At 51.6% G+C, this 23,725-nt stretch carries 21 protein-coding genes and 6 tRNA genes; 2 read left to right on the forward strand and 25 right to left on the reverse strand.

Features of this window, described 5'->3' with window-relative positions:
• Positions 1 to 15: 15 nt before the first annotated feature.
• A complete protein-coding gene (locus tag EHW58_RS04095) occupies positions 16 to 270 on the reverse strand; it encodes an OadG family transporter subunit (RefSeq protein WP_077666525.1) in 255 nt (84 codons plus the stop codon).
• Positions 271 to 480: 210 nt separating this feature from the next.
• On the opposite strand from EHW58_RS04095, the gene EHW58_RS04100 reads away from it, so the two are divergent.
• Complete coding sequence (locus tag EHW58_RS04100) at positions 481 to 681, forward strand: hypothetical protein (RefSeq protein ID WP_152794930.1); 201 nt, start codon at positions 481 to 483, stop codon at positions 679 to 681.
• Between the two features lie 100 nt (positions 682 to 781).
• Here the strand turns inward: EHW58_RS04100 and EHW58_RS04105 are convergent.
• The 11 genes from EHW58_RS04105 to EHW58_RS04155 all read right to left on the reverse strand — a co-directional run bounded on the left by EHW58_RS04105 (position 782) and on the right by EHW58_RS04155 (position 7,104).
• Positions 782 to 858 (reverse strand) — tRNA-Arg (locus EHW58_RS04105).
• Positions 859 to 884: 26 nt separating this feature from the next.
• Positions 885 to 961: transfer RNA gene (locus EHW58_RS04110), tRNA-Arg, on the reverse strand.
• Positions 962 to 1,016: 55 nt separating this feature from the next.
• Positions 1,017 to 1,093 (reverse strand) — tRNA-Arg (locus EHW58_RS04115).
• A gap of 31 nt (positions 1,094 to 1,124) precedes the next feature.
• Positions 1,125 to 1,217 (reverse strand) — tRNA-Ser (locus tag EHW58_RS04120).
• 8 nt (positions 1,218 to 1,225) lie between these two features.
• Positions 1,226 to 1,302: transfer RNA gene (locus EHW58_RS04125), tRNA-Arg, on the reverse strand.
• Positions 1,303 to 1,326: 24 nt separating this feature from the next.
• Positions 1,327 to 1,419, reverse strand: a tRNA-Ser gene (locus EHW58_RS04130).
• Positions 1,420 to 1,618: 199 nt separating this feature from the next.
• Positions 1,619 to 1,816: a carbon storage regulator CsrA gene (csrA, locus tag EHW58_RS04135; protein WP_046074107.1), complete on the reverse strand. Its 198-nt coding sequence runs from the start codon at positions 1,814 to 1,816 to the stop codon at positions 1,619 to 1,621.
• Between the two features lie 442 nt (positions 1,817 to 2,258).
• Complete coding sequence (alaS, locus tag EHW58_RS04140) at positions 2,259 to 4,841, reverse strand: alanine--tRNA ligase (RefSeq protein WP_152794932.1); 2,583 nt, start codon at positions 4,839 to 4,841, stop codon at positions 2,259 to 2,261.
• Positions 4,842 to 4,969: 128 nt separating this feature from the next.
• Positions 4,970 to 5,437: a regulatory protein RecX gene (locus EHW58_RS04145; protein WP_152794935.1), complete on the reverse strand. Its 468-nt coding sequence runs from the start codon at positions 5,435 to 5,437 to the stop codon at positions 4,970 to 4,972.
• Positions 5,437 to 6,486 (reverse strand): recombinase RecA, encoded by a 1,050-nt coding sequence (recA, locus tag EHW58_RS04150; RefSeq protein WP_046074105.1) that lies wholly within the window; start codon positions 6,484 to 6,486, stop codon positions 5,437 to 5,439. Before recA ends, EHW58_RS04145 begins: the two co-directional genes overlap by 1 nt.
• A gap of 132 nt (positions 6,487 to 6,618) precedes the next feature.
• On the reverse strand, positions 6,619 to 7,104 hold the full coding sequence (locus EHW58_RS04155) for a CinA family protein (protein WP_046074216.1): 486 nt from the start codon (positions 7,102 to 7,104) through the stop codon (positions 6,619 to 6,621).
• A gap of 87 nt (positions 7,105 to 7,191) precedes the next feature.
• Here EHW58_RS04155 and mutS point away from each other — a divergent pair, with 87 nt between their 5' ends.
• Complete coding sequence (gene mutS, locus EHW58_RS04160; protein WP_227486508.1) at positions 7,192 to 9,795, forward strand: DNA mismatch repair protein MutS; 2,604 nt, start codon at positions 7,192 to 7,194, stop codon at positions 9,793 to 9,795.
• A gap of 126 nt (positions 9,796 to 9,921) precedes the next feature.
• On the opposite strand, the gene rpoS is transcribed toward mutS, so the two are convergent.
• The 13 genes from rpoS to rlmD all read right to left on the reverse strand — a co-directional run bounded on the left by rpoS (position 9,922) and on the right by rlmD (position 23,700).
• A complete protein-coding gene (gene rpoS / locus EHW58_RS04165) occupies positions 9,922 to 10,896 on the reverse strand; it encodes an RNA polymerase sigma factor RpoS (protein ID WP_046074104.1) in 975 nt (324 codons plus the stop codon).
• A gap of 101 nt (positions 10,897 to 10,997) precedes the next feature.
• Complete coding sequence (locus EHW58_RS04170) at positions 10,998 to 11,900, reverse strand: peptidoglycan DD-metalloendopeptidase family protein (RefSeq protein WP_152794941.1); 903 nt, start codon at positions 11,898 to 11,900, stop codon at positions 10,998 to 11,000.
• Between the two features lie 34 nt (positions 11,901 to 11,934).
• Positions 11,935 to 12,555 carry a protein-L-isoaspartate(D-aspartate) O-methyltransferase gene (locus EHW58_RS04175; RefSeq protein WP_046074102.1) on the reverse strand — a complete coding sequence of 207 codons (621 nt, stop codon included), beginning with the start codon at positions 12,553 to 12,555 and terminating at the stop codon, positions 11,935 to 11,937.
• Between the two features lie 85 nt (positions 12,556 to 12,640).
• Positions 12,641 to 13,378 carry a 5'/3'-nucleotidase SurE gene (gene surE / locus EHW58_RS04180; RefSeq protein WP_046074101.1) on the reverse strand — a complete coding sequence of 246 codons (738 nt, stop codon included), beginning with the start codon at positions 13,376 to 13,378 and terminating at the stop codon, positions 12,641 to 12,643.
• Entirely contained in the window at positions 13,362 to 14,396 is a 1,035-nt protein-coding gene (gene truD, locus EHW58_RS04185; RefSeq protein ID WP_152794944.1) for a tRNA pseudouridine(13) synthase TruD, read from the reverse strand. Before truD ends, surE begins: the two co-directional genes overlap by 17 nt.
• Positions 14,393 to 14,875, reverse strand: coding sequence for a 2-C-methyl-D-erythritol 2,4-cyclodiphosphate synthase (gene ispF, locus EHW58_RS04190; protein WP_077578935.1), 483 nt, complete (start codon positions 14,873 to 14,875; stop codon positions 14,393 to 14,395). The genes truD and ispF overlap by 4 nt, the downstream gene beginning before the upstream one ends.
• Positions 14,872 to 15,588, reverse strand: a complete 717-nt coding sequence (ispD, locus tag EHW58_RS04195; RefSeq protein WP_046074098.1) for a 2-C-methyl-D-erythritol 4-phosphate cytidylyltransferase — start codon at positions 15,586 to 15,588, stop codon at positions 14,872 to 14,874. The genes ispF and ispD overlap by 4 nt, the downstream gene beginning before the upstream one ends.
• Before the next feature lie 42 nt (positions 15,589 to 15,630).
• The gene (gene ftsB, locus EHW58_RS04200) at positions 15,631 to 15,909 is read right to left on the reverse strand and encodes a cell division protein FtsB (RefSeq protein WP_046074097.1); all 279 of its coding nucleotides are present in this window, start codon (positions 15,907 to 15,909) and stop codon (positions 15,631 to 15,633) included.
• Between the two features lie 157 nt (positions 15,910 to 16,066).
• Entirely contained in the window at positions 16,067 to 17,365 is a 1,299-nt protein-coding gene (eno, locus tag EHW58_RS04205) for a phosphopyruvate hydratase (RefSeq protein ID WP_046074096.1), read from the reverse strand.
• A 76-nt stretch (positions 17,366 to 17,441) separates the two neighbouring features.
• A complete protein-coding gene (locus EHW58_RS04210; protein WP_046074095.1) occupies positions 17,442 to 19,076 on the reverse strand; it encodes a CTP synthase in 1,635 nt (544 codons plus the stop codon).
• 151 nt (positions 19,077 to 19,227) lie between these two features.
• On the reverse strand, positions 19,228 to 20,025 hold the full coding sequence (gene mazG, locus EHW58_RS04215; protein WP_152794946.1) for a nucleoside triphosphate pyrophosphohydrolase: 798 nt from the start codon (positions 20,023 to 20,025) through the stop codon (positions 19,228 to 19,230).
• A gap of 50 nt (positions 20,026 to 20,075) precedes the next feature.
• A complete protein-coding gene (relA, locus tag EHW58_RS04220) occupies positions 20,076 to 22,292 on the reverse strand; it encodes a GTP diphosphokinase (RefSeq protein ID WP_046074093.1) in 2,217 nt (738 codons plus the stop codon).
• A gap of 76 nt (positions 22,293 to 22,368) precedes the next feature.
• Complete coding sequence (rlmD, locus tag EHW58_RS04225) at positions 22,369 to 23,700, reverse strand: 23S rRNA (uracil(1939)-C(5))-methyltransferase RlmD (RefSeq protein ID WP_152794948.1); 1,332 nt, start codon at positions 23,698 to 23,700, stop codon at positions 22,369 to 22,371.
• Positions 23,701 to 23,725: the final 25 nt, after the last annotated feature.

Raw genomic sequence — 23,725 nt, forward strand, 5'->3', positions numbered from 1 at the left:
TATGTGCCTGACCACTCAACGGTGACGTTGGCGGTACTGCTGAACAGCCACAGTAATAGCGGCAATCACATCCGATGACGGCTGTGATGCGTCAGGTGCAGCTTGGGCTTTGGGCTGAGCGGCCGCGTTCGCCGCGGCAGGTGGGATAGGGTCGCCAAAACGTTCCAGTTGGCGGACCAAAAAAATTAATATCGAGAGAAATACAAACACAACAACCATGCCAGTTAACATCAGCATCATTGCCTGTTCTAAAAGCGGGCCTAAATCCATGATTTTCTTCCTTGTCACACTCACTCTTGCTTACATCGAAGCAGTGATTGCCCCCGTTATTATCCATTTATCTTGGTGGCAAATTCATCATCGGCGTTCAAAATACTAACAATTCGCATAAATGACAATCTGACTATTGCGTTTTTGTTACCTCATAGCGTCCGTTAATGGGCCTTTTCACTCACTGATTAAAAAAGACGGATCAACGGGATGTTTATGCAAACTCACGGTCAGCAGGCGAATAACAACGGCGAGCGGCTGCGCGCGACTGTCGAGAAAAGCAATGCCAGCCTCACGACTGTGGCACTTATGGAAAAAGCGTTTTTCCGAAAGCGACCAAGATCGTTGATAGCCGGGCACGACAAACATTCCGGGACGATAAACAGCCAGAAGGTAAACGTGTTGAAATAAGAGGACGTCACAGAAACGAGGATGAAGACGCGAAAACGGTCGGTTTTGCCCGATTGGCGACAAGTCATGTCGCGAGGCGATGTGCGAAGGGGAGCCAAAATGGCGCGTCCGGGAGGATTCGAACCTCCGACCGCCTGGTTCGTAGCCAGGTACTCTATCCAGCTGAGCTACGGACGCGCTGACGGATTGGCTAAGATTGAAGATGGCGCGCTCGGGAGGATTCGAACCTCCGACCGCCTGGTTCGTAGCCAGGTACTCTATCCAGCTGAGCTACGAGCGCGTGTCGTCAATCTTACGTTCATCATGAACAATCTTGCGGGTCTTCCGTGAAGAGATGGCGCGTCCGGGAGGATTCGAACCTCCGACCGCCTGGTTCGTAGCCAGGTACTCTATCCAGCTGAGCTACGGACGCACATCTTACTACAAGGCAGGCTTGTAAATCATGGCGGTGAGGGAGGGATTCGAACCCTCGATACGGCTACAAACCGTATACTCCCTTAGCAGGGGAGCGCCTTCAGCCACTCGGCCACCTCACCACAAGTAGTGGCGCGTCCGGGAGGATTCGAACCTCCGACCGCCTGGTTCGTAGCCAGGTACTCTATCCAGCTGAGCTACGGACGCGCATCTATCTTGCTTGCAACAACATGGCGGTGAGGGAGGGATTCGAACCCTCGATACGGCTACAAACCGTATACTCCCTTAGCAGGGGAGCGCCTTCAGCCACTCGGCCACCTCACCGTCGCTGCGGGTGCACATATTACTTTGAGCCACATATATGTCAAACACTTTTCTGGCAAAAATCGTCTTGCCACCAACAAATGGACAATTATCACCCACAGCCCGATTTTATTGTTGGATTTATCGCCGTTTCATTCTGATTTTATGGGAAAAGCGGCGATAAAAAAGGCCGACCTGTGGTCGACCTCTTCTTGCCTTGTTAGTAGTCGCTCTGACCACCTGAAGGCGCGCCTTTTTCGGCCTGAATACGCATGTAGATCTCTTCACGATGAACCGAAACATCTTTCGGTGCATTCACACCAATACGGACTTGGTTACCTTTTACACCCAATACAGTGACAGTGACTTCATCACCAATCATCAAGGTTTCGCCCACACGGCGAGTTAAAATCAGCATGCTTCTACTCCTTGAGTATCAATCTTTTACTTATTCAATTAGTGTCTGAGCCAGATAACCCGCCAGCGTATCGGCCCGTTACCTGTGATCGTTGGATTCTTTCCCTGCTCATGATGCCAATACGGGCGCTTACTCGCGTCCGTATTCCACACTATGGCCGAATTATCACACCATATCCAGAAAAGGGCAGAGAAATTTACTGTTTTATCATCATGCCGTTAGCCGTGGAGGCGATTGACCTGAGATAACAGTGTAAGAGAAATCTGTACTGCATTGGCCAGCGTGGCGACAAAATCTAACCAATATCACGTCTTACCGCTGACACAGCGCTTAAGGCGTTGCACTATACAGAATCAGAAAAAAAGTGCAATTATTAATCTAGATCACAAAAAAGGGTCGCAATACGCGACCCTCTTGAGTTTTCAATAAAAACAAAAGTGTATTACAACTGCTCAGTGAGCCATGTCTCTGCTGAGGCTAGCGCGCTAGGCAGTGCACTCACATCACTGCCCCCCGCTTGCGCCATATCAGGACGACCACCGCCTTTGCCACCCACTTGTTGCGCGACAAGGTTGACCAGTTCACCCGCTTTTACCGTGCCGGTCAAATCCTTGGTGACACCCGCAATCAGGCCGACTTTGTCATTGGCCACATTGCCGAGCAGCACGATACCGCTACCCATTTGGTTTTTCAGATCATCAACCATACTACGTAGCGCTTTGTTATCCGCGCCATCAAGTTGGCTAATCAACACTTTTACCCCGTTTAGCTCACGGACTTGATTGATCAACCCAGCACTTTCTTGTGCGGCCAATTTCTGCTTAAGCTGCTGAATTTGTTTTTCTAACGCTTTCGCTTTGCTCTGGGCATCGTCAAGTTTGGCTTCATAGTCCGCCTGTTGCTGATAGACGCTATCAATGGCCGCTTGCCCGGTAATGGCTTCAATACGACGCACACCGGCCGCGATACCCGCTTCCGAGACGATTTTAAACATCCCAATGTCACCCGTACGCGTCGCGTGTGTCCCGCCACACAGCTCGATAGAGAAGTCGCCCATGCTTAATACGCGCACTTGGTCATCGTACTTCTCACCAAACAGTGCCATCGCCCCTTTTTGCTTGGCAGCTTCGATATCCATCACCTCAGTCTGCACGGGGCTATTTTCACGGATTTGCTGATTCACGATCCGCTCAACCGCTTTGAGTTCGTCAGCGGTGACAGGTTCAAGGTGTGAGAAGTCAAAACGCAAACCATCAGGCCGGACGAGCGAGCCTTTCTGCGCAATGTGCTCCCCCAGTACCTCACGCAGCGCGGCGTGCAGTAAGTGGGTGGCGGAGTGATTCATCGCTACCGCGTGACGACGCTCTGCATCGACGCGGGCGGTTGCTTGTGTCCCGACACTCAGTTGCCCTTCCGACAAGCTACCGTAATGCGCAATGGCTTGCCCCGCTTTTTGGGTATCCGTCACGGTAAATTGCCCTTGGTCTGTTTCTATCACCCCTGTATCACCACACTGGCCACCAGCCTCGGCGTAGAAAGGGGTGTGGTCAAGGATCACGACCGCTTTATCGCCTGATACCAGGCTATCAACGGTGTCTCCGTCGACAAAAATCTCAGTGATCTGACCGCTGCCTTCTGTCCCTGTGTAACCACAAAAATCCGAGCCATGCTCCACTTTTATCGCTTGGTTGTAGTCAGTGCCAAACTGCCCGGCTTCCCGCGCGCGCTGACGCTGGGCTGCCATCGCCGCTTCAAAGCCGGCTTCATCAATACGATAACCGCGCTCACGCGCAACATCGTTAGTTAAGTCTGCTGGGAAGCCGTAAGTGTCATAGAGTTTGAAGACAGTTTCGCCATCCAACTCGTCACCCTTAACCTTGTCCAAAGCCTCTTCCAACATCAACATGCCACGCTCAAGCGTGCGGCCAAAGTTGTCTTCTTCAATCTTAAGGACTTTTTCCACCATGGTTTGCTGCGCACGCAAGTCTTCACCTGCCGTCCCCATGATGGTGGCGAGAGGACCAACCAACTTGTAGAAAAACGCGTCTTTGCTGCCGAGCTTGTTACCATGACGAACCGCGCGGCGAATAATACGGCGCAACACATAGCCCCGCCCTTCGTTCGATGGCATCACACCATCAACAATCAAATACGCACAAGAGCGGATATGGTCTGCCACCACGCGCAAAGACTGGTTAGTCAGATCTTCAACCCCGATGATCTCCGCGACTTGCTTAATCAATTGCTGGAAAACATCAATTTCATAGTTGGAATGGACGCCCTGCTTGATGGCCGCAATCCGCTCAATCCCCATGCCGGTATCCACTGATGGCTTAGGTAAGTTCTCCATCGTACCGTCAGCTTGACGATTGAATTGCATAAAGACGATATTCCAGATCTCAATGAAGCGATCTCCGTCTTCTTCTGGCGTGCCTGGAGGACCGCCCCAGATATGCTCACCGTGATCATAAAAGATCTCACTGCATGGTCCGCATGGCCCAGTATCGCCCATTTGCCAAAAGTTGTCTGACTCGTAAGGCTTACCGCCTTCCTTATCACCAATACGCACAATGCGATCCGCAGGCACGCCAATTTGCTGGTGCCAAATATCGAACGCTTCGTCATCGGTTTTGTAAACAGTCACCAGTAGCTTTTCTTTTGGCAAGCCAATCGTTTCAGTCAAAAACGTCCACGCGTACTGAATCGCATCTTGCTTGAAGTAATCACCGAAGCTGAAATTGCCGAGCATTTCAAAGAAGGTATGGTGGCGCGCGGTAAAACCGACGTTTTCAAGGTCGTTGTGTTTGCCGCCCGCCCGCACACAACGCTGTGCTGACGTTGCACGCGTGTAGTCACGCTTTTCAACCCCTAAAAAGGTGTCTTTAAACTGGTTCATTCCTGCGTTGGTAAACAAAAGCGTTGGGTCATCGGCAGGCACGAGCGACGAGCTAGGCACAATCTGGTGCCCTTTGCTTTCAAAGAACTTGAGAAACGCTGTACGGATCTCATCAGTGCTCATATACATTGGCTAATCCTGATAATCGAATATTGCGTTAGCAACCAGATATGGTCGTGACGCGATGGAAGCATGGTTTTATTTACGCCATTGTAAACAACCGATCGCGTGCGGAAAAGAGACAGAGTGGGATTGGTTTAGAAATGCGTGTCCGGATCGTCGTGACTGAGTGCGTATTGGATTTGATCAAAGTTAAAGCCACGTGACTGTAAAAAGCGCATGCGTTTGGCTTTTTCCTTTTGCTCGGCAGGCGGAAGGCGACCATCGAGATCGGCATATTTACGCTCTGCGGTCTCTCTGGCTAGCGCATACCAGTCAACCTCCTGCTCCTGTTCGGCGCGTGATAATAACTCAGTGTCGATACCTTTTCGCTTGGCGTCTTGGCAAATACGTAACCAGCCATGGTGTTTACTCACACCTTGGCGCAACAAGCTGGCCGCAAAGCGGGCATCATCCAACCACCCACGCGCCAGACACTGCTCCAGCGTGATGTCGATGGTGTCTTGGTCAAAGCCGCGTTGCGACAGTTTTTGCTGCAGTTCGTGAACAGAGTGGTCACGGCGGGCCAATAAACCCACCGCGACCTCTTGGCACGACGCGGCCATTACAGCTGGTCGTCCTCGGTTTCTGCTTCCGCGTTCGCGTCTACCGCTTCGTTATTTAGTGCGGTTTGCAGTAGCATCTCACGCAAGGTGGTGTCGATTTCTTCAGCGACGTGCGGGTTTTCTTTTAGGTATTTACATGCGTTTGCTTTGCCCTGGCCAATTTTATCGCCTTTGTAGCTATACCAAGCACCAGCTTTTTCTACCAGCTTGTGTTTTACGCCCAAGTCCACTAATTCACCTTGCAAGTTAATGCCTTGGCCGTAAAGGATTTGGAACTCAGCTTGTTTGAAGGGTGCAGCGACTTTGTTTTTTACTACTTTGACGCGGGTTTCGTTCCCCACCACTTCGTCACCTTCTTTAATCGCACCAATGCGGCGAATATCCAGGCGAACCGAGGCGTAGAATTTTAACGCGTTACCCCCAGTCGTGGTTTCTGGGTTACCAAACATCACACCAATTTTCATGCGAATTTGGTTGATGAATACCATCATGGTATTGCTGTTTTTGATGTTGGCTGTGAGCTTACGCATCGCTTGTGACAACATACGCGCTTGCAGACCCATGTGTGAGTCGCCCATCTCGCCTTCAATCTCAGCTTTAGGTGTCAATGCCGCTACCGAGTCAATGACGATCATATCGACAGCGCCCGAGCGTGTCAGTGCATCAGCGATTTCCAACGCTTGCTCACCGGTATCTGGCTGAGAGACCAAAAGGTTATCGATATCCACACCCAGCTTGCGCGCATAAATAGGGTCAAGGGCATGCTCAGCGTCTATAAAGGCACAGGTCTTACCCATTTTTTGTGCTTCGGCAATCGCTTCTAGCGTCAGCGTCGTTTTACCTGATGACTCTGGGCCATAGATTTCGATAATACGACCAAAAGGCAGGCCACCTGCACCTAGGGCGATATCGAGAGACAAAGAGCCGGTCGATACGGTTTCGATGTCCATAGTGCGGTCATCACCCAGACGCATGATTGAGCCTTTGCCAAATTGCTTTTCGATTTGTCCGAGTGCGGCTGCGAGCGCCTTTTCTTTGTTATCGTCCATTTCAGTCTCCAGGAAATAAAACGCTATCGCTATGCGATGAAAGCTATCAGTAATTGGGGCTAAGTATACTGTCCATTTATACAGTGTCTAGCCCTGTATAGAAAAAATCTTTGTGATGCGACACGCCTCCAGTTACGGAGACAAGCGCATGAGAGCATGTGACAACGCGTGCACGACCGTTTGTTCACGGACCGCGCGCCTATCACCCTCAAAATGACACACTTCAGTGTCGGTTTCGCCGCCATGCCAAGCCCATGCGAACCACACGGTGCCAACAGGTTTATCCGCACTGCCACCACTCGGGCCGGCGACACCGCTAACGGCAATCGCCAAGTCAGCGGCAGCCTCATTAAGTGCGCCCTCTGCCATGGCCGTTACCACAGGCTCACTGACCGCGCCGTATTGGGTCAATAAATCGTCTGGCACATGCACCTGTTGATGCTTAGCCTGGTTGCTATAGGTGACCCAAGCTTGCTGAAACCACTGCGAGCTACCCGGCACGTCCGTCAAGCAGTAAGCAATACCGCCACCGGTGCAAGACTCTGCGGTGGTCACCGTTAAGCCCGCATCCAATAAGGCGTCGCCGAGTTGCTTTGCTAGCGAGAATAACTGTTCCACCATTCACTCCTTTTGTTTAGGGTGAAGAAACCGGTACCGCAACTTTACCCTTTGCCGTACGATCACGTATTCTACCTACCCTTTTCAATGTTCCATTTTGCAGGTCTAGTCGTGACAGTACAAGCGCTCGAAAAGCACACCCCTATGATGCAACAGTACCTCAAACTCAAGGCGCAGCACCCTGAAGAACTGCTGTTCTATCGCATGGGGGATTTTTACGAACTCTTTTACGACGATGCCAAACGTGCCTCTCAGCTTTTGGATATCTCGCTGACTAAGCGCGGCAGCTCAGGCGGTGAACCGATCCCCATGGCGGGTGTGCCCTTTCATGCCGTAGAGGGGTATTTAGCCAAGCTGGTGCAGCTGGGAGAGCCGGTGGCGATTTGTGAACAGATCGGTGATCCCGCCACGAGTAAAGGCCCGGTTGAGCGCCAGGTGGTGCGAATCGTCACCCCCGGTACGGTATCGGATGAAGCGCTGCTTAGCGAGCGGGTTGATAACTTGGTCGCCGCACTGACCTGTCATAACGACCAATTTGGTTTTGCCACGCTAGATATCACATCAGGGCGCTTCGTGCTGACCGAACCTGCCACCTACGAGCAAATGCAAGCGGAGCTGCAACGCACGCAACCGGCAGAGCTGCTTTACCCCGAAGACTTTCCCTACCCTGATTTACTTGCGGTGAGCCGCGGCGCAAGGCGTCGCCCCATTTGGGAGTTCGATCTCGACACTGCTCGCAGTCAACTGACCGGTCAATTTGGCACGCGCGATTTAGTCGGTTTTGGCGTGGAAGACTGTACGCTGGGGCTATGTGCCGCTGGCTGTGTGTTGCAGTACGCCAAAGAAACCCAACGCACCGCGCTCCCCCATATTCGTGCCATCATCAAAGATCAGCAAGACACCGCTGTGGTGTTAGACGCTGCCACACGGCGCAATTTAGAGATCACCCAAAACCTCGCTGGCGGCACCGACAATACGCTGGCTGACGTTTTGGATCGGACGACGACGCCGATGGGCAGTCGCTTACTGAAGCGCTGGCTCCATCAACCTCTACGCGATAGCCATGTACTCAACCAACGTTTGGATGCAATCGGGGCATTGCTTGATAGTGGCCTACACTCGGAATTAAGTGCAGCACTCAAACCTGTCGGCGACATTGAACGTGTACTGGCTCGCTTGGCAATGCGATCCGCCCGTCCGCGTGATATGGCAAGGCTGCGCACCGCATTAGCACAGCTGCCCGAGGTACAGACATTGCTTACCGAGCTGGATCACGGTGCGTTTTCCGATTACCTCACTGCCACCACACCGATGCCAGAGCTGCAAGATTTGCTCACCCGTGCAGTGGTCGATAACCCGCCGGTGGTGATCCGTGATGGCGGTGTGATTGCGCCAGGTTACAACGCGGAACTAGATGAATGGCGCGACTTATCGGAAGGCGCATCACGCTACTTAGAAGAACTAGAAACCCGCGAGCGCGAGCAATATGGCATCGATACTCTGAAGGTGGGTTATAACCAAGTCCATGGCTTTTACATCCAAATCAGCCGCGCGCAAAGCGATCGGGTGCCGACACACTATGTCCGCCGGCAAACGCTTAAAAATGCAGAGCGTTACATTATCCCCGAATTAAAAGAGCACGAAGATAAAGTCTTAAGCTCTCGCTCTAATGCGTTAGCGTTAGAGAAGCGTTTGTGGGAAGAGTTGTTTGATTTGTTACTGCCACACTTGGCCCAGCTGCAACATGCCTCTGAAGCGCTCTCTGGGCTCGATGTACTATGTAACCTCGCCGAGCGAGCAGATACACTCAATTATCATCGCCCCACCCTTGGCGACAAACCGGGGATCAATATTGAAGCCGGTCGCCATCCTGTGGTTGAACAAGTGATGACTGACCCTTTTATTCCCAACCCCATCACCTTAAGTCCTGAGCGCCGAATGTTGATCATTACCGGTCCTAATATGGGAGGTAAATCCACTTATATGCGCCAAACCGCGTTGATCACCTTGCTGAGTCATATTGGTGCTTATGTGCCCGCCGATCGTGCAACCATTGGGCCCGTCGATCGCATTTTCACTCGTATTGGTGCCTCTGATGATCTCGCTTCCGGCCGCTCCACATTTATGGTGGAAATGACAGAAACCGCCAATATTCTCCACAATGCAACTGCTAACAGCTTGGTGTTGATGGACGAGATTGGCCGCGGTACCAGCACCTACGATGGCTTATCTTTGGCGTGGGCCAGCGCGGAATGGTTGGCAGAGAAAATCCAGGCAATGACCTTATTTGCCACCCATTATTTCGAACTCACTGAACTGCCAGGGCAAATGGAAGGCTTGGTGAATGTGCACCTTGATGCCATGGAGCATGGCGATGACATTGCGTTTATGCACGCGGTTCAAGAAGGGGCAGCCAGTAAGTCTTATGGTCTGGCCGTGGCGAGCCTCGCTGGCGTTCCCAAGCCGGTGATTCGGCGCGCCAAGCGTAAACTGGCACAACTAGAGCAAAGCGGCCAACATACCATTAATGCTGAACAAACGGTCGGTGATCCAGCCCCCGCTCAGCTCGCCTTACTGCCTGAACCCAGCGAGCTGGATAACGCAGTCGATGCGTTAACCCCTGATGAGATGACCCCGCGGCAAGCCTTAGACGCCCTCTATGCCCTCAAGGCGTTACAGCAATCTCGCTAATCAGCCGCGCCGTCATCTTGCGAACCATCATGACCGCCAATAAAAAGGGACAGCCATCGCTGTCCCTTCATTTGCGTCTATGATTGTCAGTCTAGCGCTATGACTGATGCGAGATTGACAGCGCGTTTATTGCTCAACGTTAAAGAGCGATTCAATGCTCAGTCCTTGATGCGTCAGCATGTCGCGCAAGCGGCGTAGCCCTTCCACCTGGATTTGACGTACTCGCTCGCGAGTCAAACCAATCTCACGCCCCACATCTTCCAGCGTTGACGCTTCGTGACCCAAAAGCCCGAAACGACGTGATAACACTTCTCGCTGCTTAGGGTTAAGCTCTTGTAGCCACTGCACAATCGACTTTTTCATGTCATCGTCTTGTGTGGTGTACTCTGGGCCGTCTTGCTTCTCATCTGGAATGATGTCTAGCAAGGCTTTTTCTGAATCGCCGCCAATTGGGTTATCCACAGAGCCAATACGCTCGTTAAGACGAAGCATCCGGTTCACGTCTTCCACTGGCTTATCAAGCTGCGCCGCGATGTCTTCAGCGGTCGGTTCATGGTCAAGCTTTTGCGCCAGCTCGCGCGCCGTGCGCAGATACACATTCAGCTCTTTCACCACGTGGATAGGCAGGCGAATGGTACGCGTTTGGTTCATGATGGCACGTTCAATGGTTTGACGAATCCACCAGGTTGCATAGGTTGAAAAGCGGAAGCCGCGTTCAGGGTCAAACTTCTCCACCGCACGGATCAGGCCGAGGTTTCCTTCTTCGACCAAATCGAGCAGCGCTAAACCACGGTTAGAATAGCGACGTGAGATTTTCACCACCAAGCGAAGATTACTCTCAATCATACGCTTGCGAGCAACCTCGTCACCGCGCAGCGCTCGACGTGCGTAGAGCACCTCTTCTTCAGCGGTAAGCAGCGGTGAAAAGCCAATTTCGCTGAGGTAGAGTTGGGTGGCATCAGAGGCCTTTGAAGTGGCCGCTTGTTGCTGTACTGCCTCTTCGACTTCTTCGAGCACCTCGTCAGCTTGAGCTTCCACGGTGTCGAATTCAACGTCTTGGTTCAAGCCGTCCAGTTTCTTTGCGGTATTTGTTTGGCTCATAGCGCCTCCCTTATGACGTAGCAGCTAAGCAGAACGCATTTCTGCTTATACCGGCCCCGTCACATTGGTGGCTGCGGCGATATCACCTTGGTTACCCTGTGCTACCGCTTTGGCAGATAATGTAACGGATTGACCGATTTTCCTTTGTAGCGAATTTCAAAATGCAACCGAACACTGTTTGCACCAGAACTGCCCATGGAAGCTATTTTATGCCCCTTTTTGACAGCTTGGCCTTCTGAAACGTAAAAACTATCGTTGTGCGCATAGGCGCTTAGATAATCATCATTGTGTTTCACTATTATTAATTTACCGTAACCCCGAAGCGCACTGCCGGCGTACACGACTTTTCCATCTGCCGCTGCCTGAATGCCCTGTCCTCGTTGTCCAGCAATATCTATGCCCTTATTGCCTCGCTCTGTGCTAGAAAATCGGGACACCATCCGGCCTCTGGTTGGCCATTGCCAGCTTATCTGTTGGTTAGATGGGCTGGCGGTCCGCTTGTTAACAGCTTGTTTACTTTTTTCTTTCGTTTGACTGTACCTCGACGATGACCCCGATTCAACGCCTTTTGTGCGTTCAGTCGCGGTTTTAGACTTCTTTTTTTCCTCGAATTTGCTAGGGTTGGCGCTTTTTCTAGAAGATGCTGCTGCCACGCTCGCGCTTGCAGCTGACGTTGTGGCAGAGGCCACATTTGTCGCGCCTGATGTGGATTGGGCCACGTCAGGGCGTTGGTAGGCGGGCTTCCACAAAGCCAGTGTCTGCCCGGGATAAATGGTATAGGGAGGCTGTAGATTGTTGTGTTCGATGATGTCGTCGATATCACGATCCGTGATATAAGCGATATAGTAGAGGGTATCGCCTTTCTTCACTTCGTAATAACTGCCGCGATAGCTGCCTCTATCAACGCTGGTATAGTCTGGTGTCACGCTGGATACCGGTGCCGGCCCTCGCCAGGAACAACCAGATATAACCACTAACAGTGACAGAAAAAGCGCGATTTTCATCTGTTTTTAAACACAGCTCCATCTCTGAGACAGTTTATGCCAGCTCACCTGCCACCAGGGGAACAAATTTAACCGATTCAACCGTCTCGGTGTGAAAAGTGGTGCCTTGGCGAGTGACGCGCATCAATATTTGCTCATCATCACCAATCGGAATAAGCATCACGCCGCCATCATTGAGCTGATCGCACAGCGCGTCGGGCACGTGGGCCGCGGCCGCTGTTACCATGATCGCATCATAAGGGCCCTTCGACGGCCACCCTTGCCAACCATCTCCATGTTTTGTCGACACATTATAAATATCTAGCTGCTTTAAGCGCCGTTTGGCCAGCATTTGTAATGGTTTGATCCGCTCGACAGAATAAACATGATCAACCAAGTTAGCGAGGACCGCTGTTTGATAACCCGATCCGGTGCCAATTTCCAAAATGCGACTATCGCGTCGCAAATTGAGCAATGATGTCATCTTAGCCACGATATAAGGTTGTGAAATAGTTTGTCCCCATCCAATAGGTAACGCATTGTTACCATAAGCTTGGTGGGTCATGGCTTCAGAGACAAATAAATGCCGAGGCACCGCCTGCATGGCGTTTAGCACATCGGTGTCAGTCACACCTTGTTGCTGCAAAAATTGAATAAGTGATTGCGCTTGACTCAACGTCTGCTTCCTTTATCACTGAGTATAAGTCTATTGAAAAGGTTGCCGCCTCAATGCGGCTCACCAACGATGACGTGTTTGCCGCCTACTCACTTAACCATTGTGAAAACACGCCTAGGGTATCATGGGCGGTTAAGTCTACCTGCAGTGGCGTAATAGAAACGTACTGCGCCGCAATGGCGTGAAAATCGGTTCCCGGCCCTGCATCTTGGGTTTGACCTGGCGCACCGACCCAGTATATCGGTTTGCCCCGCGGATCGCTTTGTTTTATAACGTCTTCGGCATGATGACGGGCGCCAAGACGTGTCACTTTCCACCCCTCTAGGCTATCGATTGGCACATCGGGCACATTAATATTAATGAGGCGGTGACTGGGCGCGGCATGGCGCTGGTTCTTGGCTAAGAATTGTTTCACTACATGTGCAGCTGTCTCAAAGTGTTGGTGACCACATAGTGAGACTGCAATAGCTGGCGCGCCCAGGAAAAAGCCCTCTGTCGCCGCGGCCACTGTCCCCGAGTAAAGCACATCATCACCGAGGTTAGCACCATGGTTAATCCCAGTGATCACAAAATCAGGCTCCCAGGGTACCAATTGCCGTAGCGCCAAATGCACCGAGTCTGTGGGGGTCCCCTGAACCGCATAACGCTGAGGTCCAAGTTCGCGCACGCGTAAGGGGTTTTCCAATGTGAGTGAATTTGACGCGCCTGAACAATTACGATCCGGCGCGGCCACCACCACATCTGCGATGGTCGATAACGCTTCGGTCAAGGTTTGGATCCCTTGAGCATGGTAACCGTCGTCGTTACTAATCAATATTCGCATTGTGCTCTCCTTGTGGGCTCGCGACGACTAACTCTCGCATCACCGCGGTGGCAAATGCGCCCGCGGGTAAAAAGAAACTCACGGTTAAGGTGTCAGCATCGTGTGTCCAAGTCATCTCTTGCGGCAGTAAACACAACACACGACGGTCATGACGCATGCGATTATCACGGATCACGGCTAATAGCTCAGGCTCTTTGTCGACCACCGCTTGCTCAAAGTGCTGTGCTTGCCCCTCAGTGGGCAACGCATTATCGCCGGTCAGAGGGCCGGTGATCGCAGAATGACACTGCCCTGCCTGCTCAACCAAGTACGTTTGCTGCTGCGTGTCGAGACACAGGTCACCCGCCAAGGTAGAGGTAAAGGCATCCGCCTCTATTCGTGCAGAGACGACTTGATTAAACAGCAGCGACCGGGCTGCTGAGAGATAAAAACTACGTTTGCTTTTGTCACGGACTTTTTTCTCTCCACGTCCCCAAGCGCGTGCCATCTCAACATTATTGCCATCACGGCCAAAGCGCTGTGCACCAAAGTAATTGGGCACGCCCTGCTCGGCTATCGCGGCTAAGCGCGGCACTAAAGCCTGTGGCGACGCCAGATCACGAATGCAGAGCGTGAACTGATTGCCGGTCAGATCGCCAGGACGCAATTTATGCTGATGCCGGGCTGTCCCTTCAATGCTCACAACGCCTGGATGATTTTGGACAAACGCCGCTAAATCCGGATCCGCTTTGCCTGGCAAATGAACACTGAACCATTGCTCTGTCACGGCGTGACGATCTTTAAGGCCCGCCCAGCTCACTTGCCGCGAGCTAACCCCACAGGCTTTTGCCAGCTCATTGGCGACGTATTTGGTATTTTCACCACGCTTTTTAATTCGCACTAAAAAGTGTTCACCTTGACCTGATGGGGTGAAACCCAGGGATTCTGAGACAATAAAATCGTCCGGTGACGCTTTTAACGTTCCTGACTGTGTCGGTTGGCCATGTAAGTAAGCCAAGGGCGCGAGTAAGTCTGTCATACGGCCTCTTTGTTTAATAGCACCACCGCCTCACAGGCAATGCCTTCTTTGCGTCCGGTAAACCCCAAACGCTCTGAGGTGGTGGCTTTGACGTTAACCGCATCCACCGTCACACACAAATCACTGGCGATGGTTTCACGCATTGCGTCGATATGTGGGCCCATTTTAGGCGCTTGCGCGATGATAGTGATATCTGCATTGCCCAAGCAATAGCCTTTGTCTTGTACTTTGCGGTAAACGTCGCGCAGCAGCATACGGCTGTCGGCGCCTTTCCACTCATCACTGGTGTCTGGGAAATGCTGGCCAATGTCACCGGCAGCAATCGCGCCCAACAGGGCATCACACAGTGCATGGAGTGCCACATCACCGTCCGAGTGCGCAAGCAACCCTTGCTCATAAGGCACAGCCACACCACCAATGATCACCGGGCCATCACCACCAAATTTGTGTACATCAAACCCATGTCCAATTCGAATCATGATTTGCCTTCTTGTTGTGAAAGGTAAAACTCGGCCAACCACTTATCCTCAGGGTGGGTGACTTTTATGTTGCTGGCACTGGCAGGGACCAGCACAGGCTTCCCCCCAAGCGCTTCAACGGCAGACGCTTCGTCAGTCACCTGATCGCCTGCCACATTAAGTGCCTGGATTAGCGTTTGGGTTAAAAACATTTGTGGGGTCAATGCATGCCAAAGCGCCTCACGCTCGACAGTGTGAGCCACCTGCCCTTGCGCGTCCGCACGCTTCATGGTGTCTCTAACCGGCGCCGCGAGTAAGGCGCCATCAGGGTGAGATTGCGCCTGTCTAATCAAGGCGTCGATATCGGCATGCGACACACAAGGGCGTGCGGCATCATGCACCATCACCCATTGCGTATTGACCACATCGAGTCCAGCTTGCACCGACGCGGCACGCGTCGCTCCACCCAAGACCACACGCACATTCGGACGCTCACTCAAGCGAGTGTGCGCAAAGTAGCTATCGTCAGCACCAATGGCGATGATCACGTCAGCCACGGCAGGGTGAGAGAGTAAACGCTCAACGGTATGCTCAATCAACATTTTGCCGGCTAGAGGGAGGTATTGTTTCGGGCAGCTAGCTTGCATCCTGCTGCCGACACCTGCGGCAGGTACCACGGCGCTTATTCCGGGCTGTAAAGCGGTGTTGTGCTGCAAAGGGGGTTGTTCGACCACAAGTTATCTTCTTTGGTTGTACCGCCAGTCAACGGCTGTCAGTTACTGGGATTTATCGACTAATCGGAAAAATGTCTCGTCCGGCTTTATCATGCCCAGCTCGTTGCGTGCGCGCTCTTCAATCGCTTCTTGCCCACGCTTCAAATCCGCAATTTCTGCGTACATTTGCTGGTTACGCTTAACGAGTTTTTGGTTGGCTTGTTGCTGTACGGCGACATTGGCTTCAATTTGCCAATAGTCTGTCACGCCATTTTTACCCAGCCACAGTTCGTACTGCAGCCACACGAGCGTGAGAAACAGTGCAACCGATAGCAGCCTCATACCTGTACTCCTTCCAATATCGGCTCAGGGTATTCACACCCTGATTGACTAACCGCATAGGCTAGCGGATCCGCTGGCTGGTGTCATGGTTTTCCTAAATGAAAAAAGCCGCCCCGTTAAACGGGACGGCTTTTGGCAAAAAGTGCTTAAGTGCCGATTATTGGCCTTTCACTTCTTTTAGACCATTAAATGGTGCTTTTTCACCCAGCGCGTCTTCAATACGGATTAGCTGGTTGTACTTAGCCACACGATCAGAACGGCTCATCGAACCGGTTTTGATTTGGCCTGCAGCCGTACCAACCGCCAAGTCAGCGATGGTGGCGTCTTCTGTTTCACCTGAACGGTGAGAGATCACGGCTGTGTAGCCTGCGTCTTTCGCCATCTTGATCGCCGCCAGCGTTTCGGTCAGAGAACCGATCTGGTTGAACTTGATCAGGATAGAGTTCGCCACACCTTTGTCGATACCTTCTTTGAGGATCTTGGTGTTGGTTACGAACAGGTCATCACCCACTAGCTGAAGTTTATCACCCAGCAGTTCAGTTTGGTGCTTAAAGCCATCCCAATCTGACTCGTCTAGGCCATCTTCGATAGACACGATTGGGTATTCTTCAGCCAGTTTTGCCAAGTAATGGTTAAACTCTTCTGAAGAGAAGGTTTTACCTTCACCTTTCATGTTGTAGATGCCTTGCTCTTTGTCATAGAACTCAGACGCCGCACAGTCCATCGCAAGAGTGATGTCTTTACCCAGCTCGTAGCCCGCTTGCTCAACCGCTTCTTTAATCGCAGCCAGTGCAGCAGCGTTTGATTCTAGGTTCGGTGCAAAACCACCTTCGTCACCCACGGCAGTGCTTAGGCCTTTGGCTTTCAGTACTTTTGCGAGGTTGTGGAATACTTCCGCACCGATGCGCAGTGCTTCTTTCAGGGTTTTCGCGCCAACAGGCTGGATCATGAACTCTTGGATATCAACGTTGTTATCCGCGTGCTCACCACCGTTAAGGATGTTCATCATTGGCAGAGGCATTGAGAACTGACCAGCTGTGCCGTTTAGTTCAGCAATGTGTTCAAACAAAGGCATGCCTTTCGCAGCCGCGGCTGCTTTTGCGTTAGCAAGAGACACCGCCAGGATAGCATTCGCACCAAATTTAGATTTGTTGTCAGTGCCGTCGAGATCGATCATCACTTGGTCGATATCGGCTTGGGCTTTCGCGTCTTTACCTTGTAGGGCTTCGGCGATTGGGCCGTTAACCGCTTCAATCGCTTTTAGAACGCCTTTACCCATGAAACGTGACTTGTCACCATCACGCAGTTCTAGCGCTTCGCGAGAACCCGTTGATGCACCTGAAGGTGCTGCCGCCATACCAACGAAGCCACCTTCTAGGTGTACTTCAGCTTCAACGGTTGGGTTACCGCGTGAATCGATGATTTCACGGCCTAGAACTTTAACGATCTTAGACATTGTGATTCCTCTCGTCTGTCATTGTTTTTAAAAATAAAAGCGGCTGCCTACGTTCAGGCGACCGCTCGAATCTCGTTTATAGCTCACCGCGCTGTTTTTTGCCTGCCGCCGCAACAAACCCGGCAAACAGTGGGTGACCATCACGTGGTGTCGACGTGAATTCTGGGTGGAACTGGCACGCAACAAACCATGGGTGCTCAGGGTTCTCGATGATCTCCACCAGCTTTTTATCTGCAGACAAGCCTGAGATTGAAAGCCCCGCTTTTTCTAGCTGCGGACGCAATAAGTTGTTCACTTCATAACGGTGGCGATGACGCTCGTGGATCTGCGTGTTGCCATAAAGCTGGTGTGCTTTAGACCCTTCCGTAAGATGACAAAGCTGTGCGCCAAGACGCATGGTACCGCCCAGATCAGAGGTTTCACTGCGCTCTTCCACTTTGCCTTCTTCATCCACCCACTCGGTGATCAGACCCACCACTGGGTATTTACTCTCTTTGTTAAACTCGGTCGAGTTTGCGCCTTCCATACCCGCGACGTTACGCGCGTATTCAATCAGGGCAACCTGCATTCCTAGGCAAATGCCGAGATACGGCAGTTTATTTTCACGCGCATATTGTGCCGCCAGGATCTTGCCCTCTACACCTCGGTCACCAAATCCACCTGGTACCAAGATAGCATCCAAGTCTTGCAGCATTTCCGTGCCACGTGTTTCAAGATCTTGCGAGTCTACATACTTGATGTTGACGGTGAGACGGTTTTTCAACCCACCGTGCTTCAACGCTTCGTTGACAGATTTATACGCATCCGGCAACTCGATATATTTACCCACCATACCAATGGTCACTTCGCCCATTGGGTTGGCTTCTTCGTAGCTGACCTGTTCCCACTCTGACAGGTCAGCTTCCGCCGCTTCAATGCCAAAGCGGCTGCAAACCAGATCATCCAAGCCTTGAGAGCGGATGAGTGATGGGATTTTGTAGATAGAGTCTACGTCTTTCATGGTGATCACGGCTTTTTCTGCCACATTACAGAACAGCGCAATTTTCGCGCGCTCATTGGCCGGGATCGGGCGCTCACTACGACACACCAGTACATCAGGCTGGATACCAATCGATAGCAGCTCTTTCACCGAATGTTGCGTTGGCTTGGTTTTCACTTCACCCGCGGCCGCCAAATAAGGGACCAGAGTCAAGTGCATAAACATGGCATGTTCGCGGCCGACTTCAACGGTCAGCTGACGAATCGCTTCTAAAAACGGCAGCGACTCAATGTCGCCCACTGTCCCGCCGATTTCGACAATGGCAATATCGTGACCTTCACCACCGGCGATGATGCGGTCTTTGATCGAATTGGTGATGTGTGGAATCACCTGAATGGTGGCTCCCAGGTAATCTCCACGGCGCTCTTTGCGCAGTACATCCGCATACACACGACCGGAGGTAAAGTTATTACGCTTGGTCATTTTGGTGCGGATAAAGCGCTCGTAGTGGCCGAGATCAAGGTCGGTCTCTGCGCCGTCTTCCGTGACGAATACTTCCCCGTGTTGGGTAGGGCTCATTGTCCCTGGATCCACGTTGATATAAGGGTCGAGTTTCATGATGGTGACGTTAAGGCCACGCGCTTCAAGAATGGCTGCCAATGAGGCTGCAGCAATACCCTTACCGAGGGAGGATACAACACCGCCCGTAACAAAAATGTAGTTCGTCGTCATGCTAAACCTGAGAGTTGGATTTAGAGGAAATTAATGAAGTTCTGGACGGGACATTATGATACCAGACCCCATTGACTCCCACAATGTGAAAGCTACCACACACCCTGGTGTTTTTAATTGTCACAAATCAATTATGCCAATTACAGGATATTTACTTATTCGCCTTTTTGACGGCCTGCCATGCCGATTCTAGTTCATCTAGCTGACATTGTTGAATGTTTTTTTCATTATCACGTAAGTGGTTTTCAACCTTACGAAAGCGAGATTCAAATTTTTGGTTGGCACGGCGTAGGGCTTGCTCGGCATCTGTCCCTAGGTGGCGAGCCAAATTTACCACCGCGAATAACAAGTCCCCGACTTCTTCATCCACACGCGCCTGATTGACAGAAGTTTGCGCCAGCTCTTGCTCGACTTCTTCAATCTCTTCCCGCACTTTATCTATCACAGGGGCGACAGTCGGCCAATCAAAGCCCACACGTGCACAACGCTTTTGCAATTTATACGCTCGTATTAAGGCGGGTAAGCCTTGTGTCACCCCATCGAGCACACTTTCCGGTTGCACAGAGGACGATTTCTCGGCGCGCTCTTTCGCTTTGATACCTTCCCAATCTGGTGCCATTAAAGGCTTTCCCTGCGCATCTTTGGGACCAAAAACATGAGGATGACGACGGATGAGTTTGTCGCAAATGCCGCGCACCACATCCTCAAAATCAAAATGGTTTTCTTCCCGCCCCAATTGACTGTAGAACACAATTTGAAAAAGTAGGTCACCGAGCTCATCTTTTAGGTCTGACCAGTTTTCACGTTCAATGGCATCCGCCACTTCATAGGCTTCTTCTAGCGTATGAGGCACGATGGAGGCGAAGTGTTGCGCGTTGTCCCAATCACAACCTTTGTCGGGATCACGTAAGGTAGCCATAATGGTCAGTAATTGCTCGATAGGAGCCATAAAAGCATTCCTTCTAAAAAAACGCCCTGTCGAGACAGGGCGAAGGATGATTAGCGAAGACGTTTGGCCTCGACCACATCTTTTACTTGTTCAAGCCGGTTAACCACGCGGCTCAGGGTGTCGAGATCGGAGATTTCTAAATCAAAATCCATAATAGACATTTGTTTTTTGTAATCCACGCGACTTTGCATGCCCGCTACGCGTGCTTTTTCATTGCTGAGCACGGTATTGATGTCTTTGACCAACCCGGTACGCTCATTGGCAGATAAGCGGATCCGCACATGGTACTGACCAATGTGCCCTTTACCCCAAACCGTGGCAATAATGCGCTCGGGCGCGTGATGACTCAGTTCGTTGAGTTGCTCACAATCAGCGCGGTGCACAGAGATACCCCGCCCTTGGGTGACAAAACCTTTGATCTCATCACCGGGTAATGGCTGACAACAACGCGCAAGGTGAGTCATTAAGTTATCAACCCCCTCCACAACCACTGCATCACGGTGCGCCTTGCCCGTATTCGGCTTTTGCTCACTTTGTTGCAGCTTCTCTAAAAGCTGTTGCTCTTCTTCTTCAAGACTTGGCTTGTTAATCAGGCCATTGATATGGTTAACCACCTGATTAATACGCAAATCACCGCTACCAACTCCCGCGTAGAGCTCATCCAGTGTATTCACATTAAAGCGTTTGAGCGCGAGTTGAGCGTCTTTGCTGGTACCACCGATTTTTTGCAGCTCGGTATCCAAAATCTCTTTACCCGCGGCAATGTTCTTATCTTTATCCTGTTTGCGGAACCAAGCATTGATTTTGGCGCGTGCCCGGCTCGAATTCACAAAGCCATGGCTGGGGTTTAGCCAATCTCGCGAGGGGTTGGGCTCTTTTTGGGTAATGATTTCTACCTGGTCGCCCATTTGAAGGTGATAAGTGAACGGGACAATACGCCCTTCCACTTTCGCTCCGATACACCGATGCCCTACCTCGGAGTGAATATGGTAAGCAAAATCCAACGGCGTGGCGCCGCTGGGTAAGTCCACGACATCGCCGCGCGGGGTAAAGGCATAAACCCGGTCGTCAAACACTTGGCTGCGCAGCTCATCGAGCATTTCACCCGAGTCTGACATTTCTTCTTGCCATGCCAACAGTTTACGCAGCCAGGTAATTTTCTCGTCGTACCCACTGCGCCCACTGGCCGCCCCTTCTTTATACTTCCAGTGTGCAGCGACCCCAAGCTCTGCATCATCGTGCATTTGTTTGGTGCGGATTTGAATTTCTACCGGTTTACCTTCCGGCCCCAGCACCACAGTATGAATGGATTGATAACCATTGGGTTTCGGGTTGGCGACGTAATCATCAAACTCTTTGGGCAGATGGCGGAATTTGGTGTGCACGGCCCCTAACGCGGCGTAACAATCTTGTAGCTCTTCTGCGATGATGCGTACCGCACGCACGTCAAACAACTCGTCAAACTGCAGGTTCTTTTTCTGCATTTTACGCCAGATGCTGTAAATGTGTTTGGGGCGACCATAAACTTGCGCATTGATGTTGGACGCTTCCATCGCCTGCTGCAGATCGTCGACAAAATCAGTGATGTAATTTTCGCGATCAATCCGTCTTTCCGCGAGTTGCTTGGCGATTTGTTTGTAGGTTTGCGCATGCTGGTAACGGAACGCGTAGTCTTCCAACTCCCACTTTAACTGACCAATGCCTAACCGGTTAGCCAGGGGGGCATAAATGTTGGCGCTCTCTTTTGCCGCTTGTTGGCGGACAGATTCCTCCGCCTCTTTCACTTCGCGTAAATGGCAGATGCGCTCCGCCAGCTTGATCACCACGCAGCGAAAGTCTTCGACCATCGATAACAGCATACGACGTACGTTATCAACCTGAGACGAGGTCGCTTCTGTCTCGGTTTGGGTATTTAAGTGGCGAATGGCCGCCGTCTGTTGTACCCCTTCTATCAGTTTGACGATAGAGGTTGAGTAAGCGTCCGCAAGGGTATCGAGGCTGATAAGCTCCGCCTCAACCACGGGGAAAAACAGGGCTGCCAATAAGGTATCAGCATCCATGCTCAAGGTGACGAGGATTTCAATCATCTCCCGGCCACGCCATAGTGGCTGGCTGAGCACGGCTTCATCGTCGCTCAATGTTCGGCAGTATTGATAACCATCTACCAACGCCTGAGTGGTTGAGGGATCTTGCCCTAACCGTTGAACCCAGGTATTGAGATCAAACGCTTCGTCTTCGTGTAGGTGGGCTTCTCGTACCGCAACCATAACCGTTCCTATCCTTATCTCTCGAGTGACAAGAGAGGCGTATCCGTATCGACAGGCCACGAGGGCCAAACTTGTATTATGCCAACCGTTTGGTGACAGGCATGAACAAAGCCATCGACTCCATGTGTCCTGTTTGTGGAAACATATCCAACATACCAAGCGTGACCAGCTGATAGCCATTATCGAGCAATACGCGCGCATCACGTGCTAGCGTGGCAGGGTTACAAGACACATACACAATATGTGAAGCCTTAGATTGTGCCACAAAGTCTATGACACCAGCAGCCCCCGCACGTGCCGGATCGAGTAAGATTTTGGTAAAATCCTGTTGCGCCCATTCACCCATCAGCGCGTCACTGTTCAAGTCAGCTTGGTAAAACTCGGCGTTCTCACAGCCGTTTTTTGCCGCGTTATTCGCTGCTTGGTCCACCATAGCTTGCACACCTTCAATGCCTACCACATGTTTCACACGCTTAGCCATTGGCACGCTAAAGTTACCCAAGCCACAGAAAAGATCCAACACGCGATCGTCTTGCTCAAGGGCGAGCCAGTCAAGTGCTTGCCCTACCATTTCTTGGTTGACCTTCGCATTGACTTGAATAAAGTCACTGGGCGCAAACGCCAATTGACAACCTGCCACATTATAATAGGGCGCAGGCCCGACAAGGCGCTCCGGTGCCATGTCGCCTTGATACAAATACAGTGTGCAGTCTTGCGTCTGTGCCCACGCCATTAACGCGTGGCGATCGTCGTTGTGCAAGCCCTTAGTGGTACGCAGTGAGACCACTGATGTGTTGTCAGCGTCAATGACGTCTAAGTGTCCCAATACACGACGGCCACGCAGGCTTTCTAAACAAGGGCGTAAGCTAGACAGGAGGCGGTTGAGTGGTGCGCTTAACACCGGGCACTGATTCACTGTGATGATCGCGCTTCGTTGACGGGCGCGAAATCCCATCGCCAATGCCCCTTTTTTATCCACCTGCAAGCTGATCCGCGCACGACGACGATAATGCCAAGCCGCATCTTCTATCGGCGTTGACAGCGTTATCTCATCACCTGCAAATTTTTGCATCAACTCATTGAGCGTTTGCTGCTTGTGTGCGACCTGTGCTTGGTGATCCAAGTGTTGAAGACTACAGCCCCCACACTGTTGGTAAAGAGGACAACCAGGCTCAATACGCTGCGCGGCCTGGTTATCCAACTTAATTAATTGACCGCGCGCATATTGACGCTTTTGTTCGGTCAATTGCACCAAGGCTTGTTCGCCGGGCAAGGTTCCCGGGACAAAAACAGGTTTTTTCTGCAAAAAACCCACTCCGTCACCATGATGGTCCAAGCGTTCTATGGTCAGCAGTTGATGCTTTTGCTCAACCTTTTTCTTTTTCTCAGGCTTAAAAAAGCGCGCCATTATCGATTCCAGTGTTAAAAGCTTG

Source organism: Salinivibrio sp. VYel1 (assembly GCF_009377945.1).
GTDB lineage: Bacteria > Pseudomonadota > Gammaproteobacteria > Enterobacterales > Vibrionaceae > Salinivibrio > Salinivibrio siamensis.

Excerpts from the sequence above, each read along its gene's own strand:
- relA (WP_046074093.1), bottom strand. The coding sequence starts at position 22,292 with ATGGTTGCGGTACGAGAAGCCCACCTACACGAAGACGAAGCGTTTGAT.
- alaS (WP_152794932.1), bottom strand. The coding sequence starts at position 4,841 with ATGTATATGAGCACTGATGAGATCCGTACAGCGTTTCTCAAGTTCTTT.
- recA (WP_046074105.1), bottom strand. The coding sequence starts at position 6,486 with ATGGACGATAACAAAGAAAAGGCGCTCGCAGCCGCACTCGGACAAATC.
- EHW58_RS04095 (WP_077666525.1), bottom strand. The coding sequence starts at position 270 with ATGGATTTAGGCCCGCTTTTAGAACAGGCAATGATGCTGATGTTAACT.
- rpoS (WP_046074104.1), bottom strand. The coding sequence starts at position 10,896 with ATGAGCCAAACAAATACCGCAAAGAAACTGGACGGCTTGAACCAAGAC.
- EHW58_RS04210 (WP_046074095.1), bottom strand. The coding sequence starts at position 19,076 with ATGACGACGAACTACATTTTTGTTACGGGCGGTGTTGTATCCTCCCTC.
- truD (WP_152794944.1), bottom strand. The coding sequence starts at position 14,396 with ATGACAGACTTACTCGCGCCCTTGGCTTACTTACATGGCCAACCGACA.
- rlmD (WP_152794948.1), bottom strand. The coding sequence starts at position 23,700 with ATGGCGCGCTTTTTTAAGCCTGAGAAAAAGAAAAAGGTTGAGCAAAAG.
- ispF (WP_077578935.1), bottom strand. The coding sequence starts at position 14,875 with ATGATTCGAATTGGACATGGGTTTGATGTACACAAATTTGGTGGTGAT.
- eno (WP_046074096.1), bottom strand. The coding sequence starts at position 17,365 with ATGTCTAAGATCGTTAAAGTTCTAGGCCGTGAAATCATCGATTCACGC.
- EHW58_RS04170 (WP_152794941.1), bottom strand. The coding sequence starts at position 11,900 with ATGAAAATCGCGCTTTTTCTGTCACTGTTAGTGGTTATATCTGGTTGT.
- ftsB (WP_046074097.1), bottom strand. The coding sequence starts at position 15,909 with ATGAGGCTGCTATCGGTTGCACTGTTTCTCACGCTCGTGTGGCTGCAG.
- mutS (WP_227486508.1), top strand. The coding sequence starts at position 7,192 with ATGTTCCATTTTGCAGGTCTAGTCGTGACAGTACAAGCGCTCGAAAAG.
- EHW58_RS04145 (WP_152794935.1), bottom strand. The coding sequence starts at position 5,437 with ATGGCCGCGTCGTGCCAAGAGGTCGCGGTGGGTTTATTGGCCCGCCGT.
- mazG (WP_152794946.1), bottom strand. The coding sequence starts at position 20,025 with ATGGCTCCTATCGAGCAATTACTGACCATTATGGCTACCTTACGTGAT.
- EHW58_RS04100 (WP_152794930.1), top strand. The coding sequence starts at position 481 with ATGTTTATGCAAACTCACGGTCAGCAGGCGAATAACAACGGCGAGCGG.
- csrA (WP_046074107.1), bottom strand. The coding sequence starts at position 1,816 with ATGCTGATTTTAACTCGCCGTGTGGGCGAAACCTTGATGATTGGTGAT.
- surE (WP_046074101.1), bottom strand. The coding sequence starts at position 13,378 with ATGCGAATATTGATTAGTAACGACGACGGTTACCATGCTCAAGGGATC.